The organism is Methylomonas sp. TEB (assembly GCF_047777895.1).
Lineage (GTDB): Bacteria > Pseudomonadota > Gammaproteobacteria > Methylococcales > Methylomonadaceae > Methylomonas.
In genome coordinates, this window is sequence record NZ_CP180476.1 from 4,197,340 (window position 1) to 4,209,048 (window position 11,709).

An 11,709-nucleotide genomic window follows, 5' to 3' on the forward strand; every position below is an offset into this window, starting at 1 on the left:
CTTAAGTTAAATGCTTTGCTGGAGGAAACCGATGAACACCGGACATAACCGTTATAAAAGCCAGGGCGCAAAGATAGCCTTGATCTTGGCGCTAACGTGCCTACCCTTGGGCAATATCCACGCTCATCGCGGCGCGGCCGAAGTGGTCGACAACTGCAATGCGCGAGTGGGCTTTGAACGCGTGCATCTTACGGCGTATACCCCGACATTGTCCGGCAACCTGGAATACTGCAACATCATTCCAGGCGTCGGCCCCACCAAGTTAGTGTTCGATTACGAGGGCAAAAGCCTGCGCCATGTCAGCGTCGAATTCGAGATCACCAAAGAGCCGGATGGTACTCGGGTGTTTTATCGAGAACCACAAAAAGTCAAAACCGGCACGGCGAACCTCTCGGTGGACTTTAGCCGTTATGGCGCCGGCAATTACTTGGCGCATATTGCTATCGTTGATAAGGATAAGCGCCTGGATACCCATATTCCGTTCTCCGTCGGGCTGGAGTCGGTGCCGGGTAAAAACTATACGCCGCTGCTGATAACGATAGCCAGCCTGTCTTTGCTGGCTTACGGCTTGTTCCGGGCCGCGTTAAAGCATACGCCCGAGCAAAATCCGGAAGCCTAAACCCAGCGCCGAACCCATCAAGGGAGCCATCAAAATGAATATTGCACAGTTAAAGTCCTATCTTCTTGAAAGCAATCGTTGGCAAAAAGTCTTGTTCGGATTGCCGGTAATAGCGCTGGCCGGCATGCTTTGGCTGGATCATAGCGGCGTTCCGGTGGAACTAGGGCAAACCGTTTACCGACCGGATATGCCGCGCGGCACTTGCCAGCCTGACCTATTGAGTGGCGATACCGGAGAAACGTACGGAGAAGAAACCGAAAACGGCATAAATTACAACGTCCGCACCCCTAAGAATTATGATGCATCGATAGCCCATCCTTTATTACTGGTATTTTCACCGGCGGGTGCGAATCGCGCCAAAACGGAGAAGATGACAGGATTCACCTTACCCGCAACCCGCTCCGGTTTTATCGTTGCTTATGCCGATCATCCCGAGCTTTCGCCGAGCACCACCGTGGAACTGGGTACGATCCCCCATGCGATGGCTAAAAAATGGTGTATCGATGAAAAACAGGTCTATGTAACCGGTCATTCCGATGGCGGCACCTCGGCAATGGCTTTAGCTTTTATGACCGGCACCCGGCACATTCCTACAGCAATCGCCCCCAGTGCCGCCGGCGTAACCTATGAGGACTTACGCGACCGCAAATGCCCGGAACCCTTGCCGGTTATGATTATACACAGCAGCAAGGACCGGCTGTTTCCGGGTTACGGACAGCAAACAGCCGGCTGGTGGGCGGCCTGTAACAAATGCGAGCCGATTCCCGATACGATCGGCAACGGTTGCGTGGCTTATTCCGGTTGCGCCAATGGCGTAAAAACCGTGTATTGCGAAGGCGACAAACCGCATGCGCAATGGCCGGAACAGCGTAGCGATGCCATCATCGATTTTTTCTTGCATCACCATACCAATATGTAACCGGCGGCTGCGAGACAATGAACACTATCAATTCTGATGGCTTACTGTATCAAAAAATCAGCTGTTGCGGGCCAATCCCCCAGACCTCGTTGACCGGTACGATACGCATTAGCTTTTCCCTGCGCAACTGGTCCGATACATCCAATACGCCGTGAGTTTTGGGCCATTTCTTGGCGGCGAAGTTAGCCAGTTTGGCCAAGGTCTTGGTCGGCCCCATGCCGACACAGACTTGAATGCCGGTCGCGCGGAACACCGCTTGCTTGATGCGCTGTCCGTAAGCAATCGGGTCGGATTGACACGGATAGACGCCGGTCAAATCAAGAAACGCTTCGTCAATTGAATAGATTTCCATGCAGGGGGTAAAGGTCCCCAGGGTCGCCATGACCCTGGTTGACATGTCCGCATTTATGTGAAATTAAAAAGCAAGCTATTTTTGAAAACAAACAGTTATCATTTTGACGAACGTCAAAAATTGGTTAAAATTTTAATAAAACCGACTTTTCAACAGAATCGGCCATTATGCCGCCAGACGAATCAAAAGCGCCAATGGCAAATGTCCAGCCAAAAGCAGCTGTAGGGGGGTGAATTTACGAGTCGCGCCAATCGCTAAAGTGCGGTGCATGCTGTTAACCGCCTACGGGCTAGAGACATTCACAAAGGGCTACGGGCAACTATTTTGTCACCTTCAACTTTGAGAAGGAATTTTGTTGCGCCGTGTTTATCCTGTACCAACGATTCTACAGAACGGATATTCGCGTCAATTTCACTTCTAGTATATGTAATTTCTTCTATCAATTTGTCTTGCCACTTTAATAAATCCAGTTTTCGTTCATTAAGCGTTTGCGCAGTATTGGTAATTGCTGAAAGGCTGCGGATTTTTTTATCCATTTCAGCAATGGTCTGCTTCACCAATTCGCCATCAACATTTAGCACTGCAAGTGATTCATCAATATTCTGTTTACGGCTTTTTGCAATTTCTTCAGTTCTAGGAAATGCAAGCAAAAGCTGCCAACCACATGCGCGTGCTCGAATGCAAAGGAACAGTTGCTGATATAGGTTGAAAAGTTCATTCTGATGCTTCTTTATCAACGCCTTCATCCCTTCCGTACCAAATATATGACCATCTTTTAGATTTTCGATTTCATGATTTTGATTTTTAATATCCTTCAACAAATGATTTCTAATAGAAAGCAACTCACCTTCATATTTTTCAATTTGGTGTTCATAAGAATCTCTTAACTCACCAGCCAAAATTGAAGGGGCTATTTGTTTGAAATAATCGACCGCTCCTGTTATATCTGTTTCTCGTTTATCTTTCTGATGCTTATGAATATCATCAACTGTTTTTTTAATTTCAGTCAATTTTTGGCTTATATCTGCCAAATGTTTTTGAGCGACAATTACAGATGCAACCTGAAATAATGCGCCCGCATTAACAATTTTCTCGAGGTTCTCTGGAGAGAGTAGTTTCGCCTGCTCTGTAATACGACCGTTAGAACCTATAACATAGCCTCTTAATTCATCGGTGCTATTTTTTACTGGTGTCAAAGAGTCCAGCCGAATATTCACCTCTACATATTGCGTCGTAGCAATATGCATCTTGGTGACCATGCTGGGAACTGCTTGCAATAGTGGATTAAAACTGCTAATTCCTGTGCCGTCAGATTCTGAAACAGGTTGCCAATTTACGGGAGAGTGTTTTGAAATTTTAGCCAAGGCAAATGTCAGAACAGGTTTATCAGCATCTTCCCCGATAATAAGCGGTGAATCACGATTTACGACTAATTGACTATTGGTTGACGCACTGACATTAGCGATTTGTAACGTTTTCTTCCTGTGGTTTTCGATGTAGTTGAGCACTTTCCACCGAAGATATGCAATGTGTAAAACACAGGGAATAGTCACTTCAAATGCCGGGTCAGCAACACCTTTAGCAATTAAGCCTACGCCAACTGGTACAGCGATTGTTCTAATAGCAGTTGCAAAAATTGTTGCAGTTCCTACACCAGTTGTAACTATGCCGCCCGTAGTTGCGTATGTATCCCTAGCCTTCTTTACAGCGGCTTGTTGATTAACCGGACTAAGAGCTTCCCAACCATAAGGAAGGCAAATTCTTAATAAATTTGATTCATTATCAAGAATTCTTCCTTTAGTTGATGGAATGCCTATCTTCTGACAAACATCAAATAAAACCTCATCATAATCAGGCCCCACCCCTCCGCGAGCTATATTGCTTACCGAATTTCCGCCATAAAGTCGAATTTCGCTCGCGATTAATTTGGTATATTTTGTGTGATCTGGACTATGCCTTTTGTAGATATCATCAGTTACAAGATAATTCGAAAGCTTATCGGTTATATAGCTAACCAGAGGAGCCAAATCCTCGTTACTGCAACTTGCTAGTAAGCTATATAAGTCGCCTGATTTGATTTTTGAAAACACGTCATTCATTGAATTTTTCTTATCCCATTTAAACCAGAAGTCGATAGCCTGCTTTGATTAGCGATAGCGTATCCGGAGGAATTGTTGGCTTCGAAATGTGCTGTTACGCAAGCTAATCTACATTTTGAAGGGCAGCTTATTTGCCTTTTCCTGTCACCGCAAATTAAATCTTATCTGACAGCTCATAGGGGTCGATCGCGACATTTCGCCACTTTCAAAAGCTATCATTCACTACTGACGTAATCGTCTCGGAATCGGTGGCTGGATTGGGGTGGAATATGCAGGGCGCCCCAGAATTCGGAAAAAATCGTCCGCCAAGGGGATGAGGTGTCCGGTTGTGCGAATAGACGTTGAGCCGGAATCGGCAAGAAATGCACGAACCCAGCTAACTCTGACGCTATTTCTCCGTTCGTACAGACACCAAGTCGATGTGTGCTCCAATCTGACACCCTCTGATTGGCGTTAGACACAGTTCGTCGAATTTGCGCATGGTACGCTTATCCATGACGCCAGCCTCATGCAAGCCTTCGGCGGTTTCATGTACGGAGACCATCAAACGGCTACGGTATTCTTTTTTCATTGCAGATCACCTCTATCAATATCTGGTTTGTCAATGCGCAGTCCAGTGCCGCTTCGTCATACTTCTGCATTGCCAGTCGCCAATTTCCGCAAAGCAACCCTTGCCTTGCAGGGGCATGAAAGCAGACCACTTGAACAGGATTATAATTTAGTGACTGCCCTTATGCTCTGCCCATATGCGCTTGACCTGGCTTTGGCTACATCCAGCCAGCTCAGCGGTCCGTTTGATAGTATGTCCTGCTCCACGCAGCGCAACGATACGCTGATGTGTCGTGGTATCAGGGATGCGACCCGCATACTTACCGGCGATCTTGGCAAGCTGAACACCTTGGCGCTGTCGCTCTCGGCGAGTCTCATAGTCATCACGTGTCATTTGCAGGGCAAGTTTAAGTAATAATTCCTGCACCGACTCCAAAACGATCTTGGCCACACCGTCGGCCTCAGCCGCAAAATCGGATAAATCGACTAGGCCCGGCACAGCCAGTCTTGCTCCCTTGGCCCGGATTGATCCAACCAGTTGCTCGGCTTCGGCCAAGGGAAGCCGACTGATGCGGTCAATTTTCTCAGCTACGACGACTTCGCCTGATTGTAGGTCTGCAATCATTCGTAGTAGCTCGGGCCGATCAGCACGGGCACCCGAAGCCTTTTCACGGTAGATGCCGGCGATGTAATACCCTTCTGCCCGAGCACTGTGGACGATTTCGGTTTGACGGGTAAGGTCTTGTTCTTCGGTACTGACGCGAAGGTAGATACGAGCAACTTTCATGGTTGGATGGCCAAAATGGGTATACTTAATTTAGCCCAGTATAAATCATATGGCCAATAATTAGAACCGCAATGTAATTTGGCCATCACCTACTTGGCTATCTATTTTGGCTACTACCGCTGTCAGAAGACGACTGCAAGAATATCAGAAGCCAACTTCATTACTTAAGATACCTTTTAATATAGGTGGGTTGGCTAGAAATCTTTCGGGGAGAGAGTGCGAACATAGGGTTCGACCTTAAAACAAAAATAACTAAAAAATAAGCCGGCATGTCGCAACTGACAGAATTACTTATTGTTGATTAATCTGCTGACATCAACTTTGACCATCCGCTGACTGCAGCTTTGAAAAGTGACACTGCCCGCAACGGGTCGGCTTTACCCGCTTAATCCTGACCGAGCAAGGTCCGCCAATTTGCACCTGCTGGAGCGCTAACGTTTCCAAGCGGATTGCCGAAGTCGATTAAGCGCAACTGCTGCCATTCATACATCTGCGGTTCAACAGGGTCTTGTTTGTTACAAACACAACAGACACCTACAGTATTTTTCATTTATTAATCAATCGCTTATAAATTGGCGCGAAATATGAATTAAGCAAGCCGTGCACAAATCAATGCTATGTCCGGTTGTTCATCATTATCACGGCGCTTATGTCTGAGATCATCCCGTTTCCCGTTCCCAACCAACAACAAAAATCGGATCTTGATGCGGTTATCGATGCAGCGCTAAAGGCTATCCCGAGGCAAGACAGGGAAAAACTCAGGTTTGAGTTGATCAAAACGATAGACAGCTACGATGCCTTTTTTTCTGAATGGTCTTTGAGTCTGCCCGAGGATAGTAACGAAACTCTCAGAAAACAAATTTACGATATTGCCCATCAGGAACATGACCGAAAAATACAAATGTTAAAAGACATTATGCGACTGAAGATTAAAGAGCTGGTTGCGGAATACCGGCAACAAAAGTAGCGCGGTTTGTACCGAGCTCGTAAAAACCCAAGGCTGGTGTGCCCTTCGACAGGCTCTGGTCGAACGGTATTTAAGGGCGGGGTAATAAGTAAGGCACGGATTAACAACACCCAAAACCATCAATTTTAAAACCTAGCCTTAGTCGTCCTTTGGCCCAAATATTCATTACGGAGTGTCATATGAATCAACTTGCCGATGTAAACAGTGTCGCGGAGCTTGAAGTCGATGCGAATAAGCTGATCGTGGCTTTTGCCAGTTCCGATGGGGAGATGGTCAATCAGCATTTCGGGTCATCCTTGGGATTTCATGTCTACGCTATAGACGGCAGTTCCGCGACGCCTTTGGCGGCTAAGTCGTTTGGTAAGGAACAACGTGACGGGAATGAAGAGAAATTAAAGCCTAAGCTGGCCTGGTTAACCGGCTGCGATATGGTTTATTGCGGTTCTGTCGGCGGCACAGCCACCAATGAATTAATCAAATTGGGCGCTCATCCGGTCATCGTTAAAGGCGGTCCCGACATTGAAGAAATCATTGCCGAGTTACAGCAAGACCTTACCGGGGCCATGTCACCGTTGCTGGAACGTATTTTTAAACAAAAATCCGGTAAAGATCAGAGCCGTTTTGCAGAGATGGCTGACGAAGAATGGGCTGAATAATCTGCCGGGCAATTTTGCCTTAATACCCTCCAACTTTACTCCCCCTGTCCTTACATTTCCGGGTAGCGTCATCCCCGCGGCAGCGATGGTATGTGAAGGCCTGGCGCAAATAATCGCACGCTTGGGCCGGCGACCGACATTTGCGCCACCATCGCCAACGCTAAACTACCTTTTTCTAAACTCAGGGCATCCGGCCTGCGCCTCCCGGTATTTGCTGCCGCCAGCCTTGTGGCCGCTGGGCAATGCCGTTTGTGACGGATTTAGGGCCAATTTTTAGGATACCGTTTCAACTATACTATGGAGTGATTTATTGCTTCTCGCACAAGGATGAAATTTAAAAATTTTTTATCGTTAAAGTCCCTGATCATTCTGGGCTTTGTCATTGCGGTGATTCCGCTGTTTCTGGCCGTGATGTACGCTGCTTTTGGCATGCGCGAGACCTCGGCGCTGGGCCGCACCGTCAACACGCATGTCTTCGAACAAACCAAAACCATCCGCTTGGTTTTACAAAAAGCCTCCGATATAGAGCGCAAGGCCAAACTGTTTGTGTTGCTGTCCGACCCGACGCTGCGCCAACCCTACGAACGGCAATCCTACGAAACGGTGCGAGCCTCGTTTAAACAGGCTTTGGGTGATTTGCTGAAACTGCACGTCGATAACAAAATCGCGCTGCTGGTCAATGAATTATCCGAAAAAGAAAACCTGATTTACCAGCAAATCATCGGTTCGGATGACGAGAATAATCTGGAATTACCGATAGACGAGGCTTTTCAGGGCTTGCGCGAATCCGCCGCCACCCTATCGCGCGAGTTTGAAAACCACGTGGATCACGAATTCAACGAACTGCACCAATTGTCGGAATCGCTGGAGCATGGCCTACTGGTCAAAGGCGCAGTATTACTGGCGATTTCGTTCGGTGTGATTGCCGTTCTGTTGATCGTATTGTCGCGTTCGATGCGGCAACTTGATCTTTCGATCCGCCGTTTGGGCGCGGGCGAGCTGGCAGAACCGATTCTGGTGAACGGCCCGTCGGATTTACGTTACCTGGGCAACCGTTTGGAGTGGCTGCGCACTCGCTTACTGGAACTGGAAGTGTCCAAGCAACAATTTATGCAAAACGTCGCCCGCGAGATAGAACTGCCGTTGGCAAGCCTGCGTCAGGATGCCGAATTGCTGGCCGGCGAAACCGACTACGACCCCAACAGCAAGCGGCAAGCCACTGTTTTGCATTTATGCGCCAATATCGAAAAGTTAAGCGCCGTATCCGAGGAATTACTGCGCTACAGTCGGATCAATTCCCTGCCCGACATCAATCGCAAGGAAAGCGTAAACATCAAAGATTTGCTGGAAACCGTCGTTGACGATTTTCAACCGGTTTTAAGCAGTAAAGCCATCGCTATCCGCATGCTGGCAAGGCCGATGGAAATTGCCGGCATTCCCGAACAATTGCGGGCAATCATCGAACAATTGCTGACCAATGCCGTGAAATTTTCGCCGGAAGGCGGTGAAATTCGCGTCATATTACGCGACGCCGGTACTTTGATGGAACTGGAAGTGGAAGACGAAGGCCCCGGTATCGCCATCGACGAACGCGATCATATCTTCGAGCCGTTTTATCGCGGCAAGACCGGCGATACCGGTGACGGCCCCGGCCTGGGCTTGGCCATCGTCAAGGAATACGTCGCCAATCATCAAGGCAAAGTGGAAGTCATCGATGCCCGTCAAGACCAACAAGGAGCCCGCATCAGGGTTCAAATTCCGTTAACCGGGGAGAATTAAGCAACATGCAGGCACTATTCATGCGCGTATTGGCACTGGTCGCATCATTGTTGACCATCAGCGGCTGCGCCGAGATGGATTCCAGCGTCAAGGAACATTTTCCAACCGTTTACAGCGCGCCGGTGGTGCATTCGGACATAGACGAGTTGCTGGATTTTGGCAACAATCTGGCCAACATGACCACGGCGAGCCGCACCGAGACGTGCCGGTCTTTAATGAAACGCCAAAAAGACGAACCCGAGATTGGCGTGTTACTGCATTTGATGGTAGGCCGCCTATTGTCAGATGCCTGTGGCGACATTCCCAAAATTCTCGATGAAATTGCCGGCATTCCGCCCGCAGGCCTGAGCGACGAACGGATGCGCCACCTGGTTGCCATTCACACCGAGGCATTAAAGCGCATCAACAGCGCATCACGAAAACTCGGCTCATTGGAACGCAAACACAAAACCGTGCAAAACGTGCTGGAAACGAAAGACGCCGCCGGTTCCAAGAAAGAAGAATCAAGACTGCTGCGCGAGAAACTGGAAGCCATCCGGTCGATGGAAAAGCAACTGGACGAGACTAGCGAAGGCAAATAGGGCCAATGTTTCGGTTTCGCTTGGCGATAGTCATTGTTGTTTCGTTCTGCTTTGTATTGAGTTTGGGCATTGCCTTGTATTGGGGCGCCGACGAAGTAGCGCGCTATTTTCAACACAGCCAAACCGCCTACGAAACCTTCGACGATTACGAACAGCTGTCGCAGGAAGCTTATCGCCATTTCAAGCAACGCATGGACCGGCTGATCACCGCCAACCCCAATTCGGAAACCGGCGTGGAATCTTCCAAACGCCGTCTTTACGAGGCCATGCAAACGCTACGCGACACCGCCGTCAAAGCGCCGGACACTGACAGCGCCAGCGAAGAATGGACCAATAAGCCCGCGGAATTGGAGAAAGTCGCCCATCTCACCGCTTTCCTGGAAGCCAGCGAATATCGCTTCGAAGAAGTCGAGCGGCTGCGCTTGCAAGGTAAGCTGACTACCGCGGTGCAGGCTTTAGCCAAGTTCACTGAAGAGGAAATCGACGGTAAATTCCAACCCCTAATCGACGCCGCCATCAACGCCGAACGGGAAAAGGCAAAAAAAGCCAAGCTCGAGTTGGAAATGTTGGTGGAAAAGTCGCGCTGGACGGCGATTCTGGCCTCGTTAACCGCGGCGTTATTCAGCTTGGTAGCCGGCATCATGTTGCTCCGCGCGTTTAAAAAACCTATCGAAGCGCTAATGAAAGGCACGGACGAAATCGCCTCCGGCAACCTGGATTACCGCATCGCTTTGGACAGCCGCGACGAATTTGCCTATCTGGCCAGCCACTTCAATCAAATGGCCAAGGAACTGGAAGTTCAACAAGATAAACTACGCGAAGGCCGCGCCGTGTTGGAAGAGCGAGTGACCGAGCGGACCTTTGAGCTTAATCTATTGAACGAGGAATTAAAGCGCATGGATAATGCCCGCCGTGAGTTTTTGGCGGACATCAGCCACGAACTGCGCACGCCGATCACGGTGATACGCGGCGAAGCGGAAGTGACGTTGCGCGGCCAGGACCGCGATGCCGAAGAATACAAAGACGCATTGCAACGCATCGTCGAGCTATCGATGCAGTTGGGCAAATACGTGAACGATTTACTGTTTCTGGCCCGCGCCGACACGGCCAATCTGCAATTCGAATGGAATAAAGTGGATTTGGCGGATTTGGTAGCCAGCAGCGTCGAGGATTTTCAAGTGATGGCGCAAGAGTATTCGATTTCCGTCAGCCTGGACGCGCCGTCCGGACCGTTACTGGTGCGCGGCGATAAGCAACGGCTACGGCAGGTGCTGTTCATTCTGGGCGAAAATGCCTGCCGCTATTCCAAACCGCTTGGCCATATCGCCGTGGCGTTATGGCGCGACGGTAAACAGGCCTGTTTCAGCCTGACCGATCAGGGCATAGGCATACCCTCCGAGGATCTAGATCGAATTTTCGAACGCCACTTCCGCAGCAGCAATGCCCAGCATTCCCGAGACGACGGCTCCGGCCTGGGTTTGCCGATGGCCAAATCCATCCTGCAAGCCCACGGCGGGCAAATCGCGGTACGTAGCGTCGAAAACGCCGGATCGACATTTACGGTTACACTACCCCTGCTTACAGTAGCATAGGACGGATTTTCATATGAATGATAAATACATGACAACCAATACTCTGACGGGAATAGGCTATATGCGGGTACTGATGGTTGAAGACGACGAGCGTATCATCGATTTCGTGCAACGCGGCTTAAAAGCCGAGGGCTATGCCGTGGAGGTGGCCCGTAGCGGGCAAGAGGCCATTGCCTTGGGTACCGAAGGCAGCTTTCAGGTGATCATTCTGGACTTGGGCCTGCCGGACATGAACGGCAGGCAGATTTGCGAACGCTTGCGCAGCAACGGCATCGACACCCCGATTTTGATGCTAACCGCGCGCGATACCGTGCAAGACAAAGTAGCCGGCCTGCGCTCCGGTGCCGACGACTATATGACCAAGCCGTTCGCCTTTGAAGAATTGCTGGCCCGTATCGAAGTTTTACTCAGGCGGCGCGGCGGCGAAGTGAAACAGGACGACAAGGAATTGCGTATCGAAGACCTGGTACTTAATGGCGAAACTCACGAGGTAAGACGCGGCGATAACGTTATCGAGTTAACCCCCAAGGAGTTTGCCTTGCTGGAATGCTTTATGCGTATGCCGGGTAAAGTATTGAGCCGCACACGCATTCTGGAACAAGTCTGGGGCTATAGCGCCGATCCGCTGACCAACGTGGTGGATGTTTATATTCGCCAACTGCGGCGGAAGATCGACGACGATTACGAACTGAAATTGCTGAAAACCGTGCGCGGCTTTGGATACAAAATGGATGCATCTTGAGTTGGACGTGCGAAATTTTGTGTCTACGCACCGTTATCAACAGTCTGGTCGGCAGCCTACAAACCTT

The 11,709-nt window shown here is 49.5% G+C and carries 13 protein-coding genes; 8 read left to right on the forward strand and 5 right to left on the reverse strand.

What is annotated here, in order from left to right; all coding sequences use genetic code 11:
* The first annotated feature begins 31 nt into the window (after positions 1 to 31).
* On the forward strand, positions 32 to 619 hold the full coding sequence (locus ACMXD4_RS18875; protein WP_020485764.1) for a hypothetical protein: 588 nt from the start codon (positions 32 to 34) through the stop codon (positions 617 to 619).
* 34 nt (positions 620 to 653) lie between these two features.
* Entirely contained in the window at positions 654 to 1,538 is an 885-nt protein-coding gene (locus ACMXD4_RS18880) for an alpha/beta hydrolase family esterase (RefSeq protein WP_020485763.1), read from the forward strand.
* A 49-nt stretch (positions 1,539 to 1,587) separates the two neighbouring features.
* On the opposite strand, the gene ACMXD4_RS18885 is transcribed toward ACMXD4_RS18880, so the two are convergent.
* The 5 genes from ACMXD4_RS18885 to ACMXD4_RS18905 form a co-directional block, all read right to left on the reverse strand.
* Positions 1,588 to 1,935: an Error-prone, lesion bypass DNA polymerase V (UmuC) gene (locus tag ACMXD4_RS18885; RefSeq protein ID WP_171697622.1), complete on the reverse strand. Its 348-nt coding sequence runs from the start codon at positions 1,933 to 1,935 to the stop codon at positions 1,588 to 1,590.
* A gap of 254 nt (positions 1,936 to 2,189) precedes the next feature.
* Positions 2,190 to 3,989 (reverse strand): hypothetical protein, encoded by a 1,800-nt coding sequence (locus tag ACMXD4_RS18890; RefSeq protein WP_020485760.1) that lies wholly within the window; start codon positions 3,987 to 3,989, stop codon positions 2,190 to 2,192.
* A gap of 388 nt (positions 3,990 to 4,377) precedes the next feature.
* Positions 4,378 to 4,560 (reverse strand): hypothetical protein, encoded by a 183-nt coding sequence (locus ACMXD4_RS18895; protein WP_020485759.1) that lies wholly within the window; start codon positions 4,558 to 4,560, stop codon positions 4,378 to 4,380.
* A 147-nt stretch (positions 4,561 to 4,707) separates the two neighbouring features.
* On the reverse strand, positions 4,708 to 5,325 hold the full coding sequence (locus ACMXD4_RS18900; protein WP_020485758.1) for a recombinase family protein: 618 nt from the start codon (positions 5,323 to 5,325) through the stop codon (positions 4,708 to 4,710).
* Positions 5,326 to 5,710: 385 nt separating this feature from the next.
* Entirely contained in the window at positions 5,711 to 5,875 is a 165-nt protein-coding gene (locus ACMXD4_RS18905) for a hypothetical protein (protein ID WP_415879071.1), read from the reverse strand.
* A gap of 99 nt (positions 5,876 to 5,974) precedes the next feature.
* Here ACMXD4_RS18905 and ACMXD4_RS18910 point away from each other — a divergent pair, with 99 nt between their 5' ends.
* From ACMXD4_RS18910 to ACMXD4_RS18935, 6 genes are all read left to right on the forward strand, one after another.
* Positions 5,975 to 6,292: a hypothetical protein gene (locus ACMXD4_RS18910; RefSeq protein WP_171697621.1), complete on the forward strand. Its 318-nt coding sequence runs from the start codon at positions 5,975 to 5,977 to the stop codon at positions 6,290 to 6,292.
* 179 nt (positions 6,293 to 6,471) lie between these two features.
* Complete coding sequence (locus ACMXD4_RS18915) at positions 6,472 to 6,948, forward strand: NifB/NifX family molybdenum-iron cluster-binding protein (RefSeq protein WP_171697620.1); 477 nt, start codon at positions 6,472 to 6,474, stop codon at positions 6,946 to 6,948.
* A gap of 327 nt (positions 6,949 to 7,275) precedes the next feature.
* Complete coding sequence (locus ACMXD4_RS18920) at positions 7,276 to 8,727, forward strand: sensor histidine kinase (RefSeq protein ID WP_171697619.1); 1,452 nt, start codon at positions 7,276 to 7,278, stop codon at positions 8,725 to 8,727.
* 5 nt (positions 8,728 to 8,732) lie between these two features.
* Complete coding sequence (locus ACMXD4_RS18925; RefSeq protein ID WP_319963255.1) at positions 8,733 to 9,308, forward strand: hypothetical protein; 576 nt, start codon at positions 8,733 to 8,735, stop codon at positions 9,306 to 9,308.
* Between the two features lie 5 nt (positions 9,309 to 9,313).
* Positions 9,314 to 10,900: a HAMP domain-containing sensor histidine kinase gene (locus ACMXD4_RS18930; protein ID WP_171697617.1), complete on the forward strand. Its 1,587-nt coding sequence runs from the start codon at positions 9,314 to 9,316 to the stop codon at positions 10,898 to 10,900.
* Between the two features lie 13 nt (positions 10,901 to 10,913).
* The gene (locus tag ACMXD4_RS18935) at positions 10,914 to 11,642 is read left to right on the forward strand and encodes a response regulator transcription factor (protein WP_225892914.1); all 729 of its coding nucleotides are present in this window, start codon (positions 10,914 to 10,916) and stop codon (positions 11,640 to 11,642) included.
* Positions 11,643 to 11,709: the final 67 nt, after the last annotated feature.

Bases quoted from the DNA above. Each gene is read 5' to 3' on its own strand.
- ACMXD4_RS18910 (WP_171697621.1), top strand. From the start codon at position 5,975: ATGTCTGAGATCATCCCGTTTCCCGTTCCCAACCAACAACAAAAATCG.
- ACMXD4_RS18885 (WP_171697622.1), bottom strand. From the start codon at position 1,935: ATGTCAACCAGGGTCATGGCGACCCTGGGGACCTTTACCCCCTGCATG.
- ACMXD4_RS18915 (WP_171697620.1), top strand. From the start codon at position 6,472: ATGAATCAACTTGCCGATGTAAACAGTGTCGCGGAGCTTGAAGTCGAT.
- ACMXD4_RS18930 (WP_171697617.1), top strand. From the start codon at position 9,314: ATGTTTCGGTTTCGCTTGGCGATAGTCATTGTTGTTTCGTTCTGCTTT.
- ACMXD4_RS18895 (WP_020485759.1), bottom strand. From the start codon at position 4,560: ATGAAAAAAGAATACCGTAGCCGTTTGATGGTCTCCGTACATGAAACC.
- ACMXD4_RS18875 (WP_020485764.1), top strand. From the start codon at position 32: ATGAACACCGGACATAACCGTTATAAAAGCCAGGGCGCAAAGATAGCC.
- ACMXD4_RS18900 (WP_020485758.1), bottom strand. From the start codon at position 5,325: ATGAAAGTTGCTCGTATCTACCTTCGCGTCAGTACCGAAGAACAAGAC.
- ACMXD4_RS18880 (WP_020485763.1), top strand. From the start codon at position 654: ATGAATATTGCACAGTTAAAGTCCTATCTTCTTGAAAGCAATCGTTGG.
- ACMXD4_RS18905 (WP_415879071.1), bottom strand. From the start codon at position 5,875: ATGAAAAATACTGTAGGTGTCTGTTGTGTTTGTAACAAACAAGACCCT.
- ACMXD4_RS18935 (WP_225892914.1), top strand. From the start codon at position 10,914: ATGAATGATAAATACATGACAACCAATACTCTGACGGGAATAGGCTAT.
- ACMXD4_RS18890 (WP_020485760.1), bottom strand. From the start codon at position 3,989: ATGAATGACGTGTTTTCAAAAATCAAATCAGGCGACTTATATAGCTTA.
- ACMXD4_RS18925 (WP_319963255.1), top strand. From the start codon at position 8,733: ATGCAGGCACTATTCATGCGCGTATTGGCACTGGTCGCATCATTGTTG.
- ACMXD4_RS18920 (WP_171697619.1), top strand. From the start codon at position 7,276: ATGAAATTTAAAAATTTTTTATCGTTAAAGTCCCTGATCATTCTGGGC.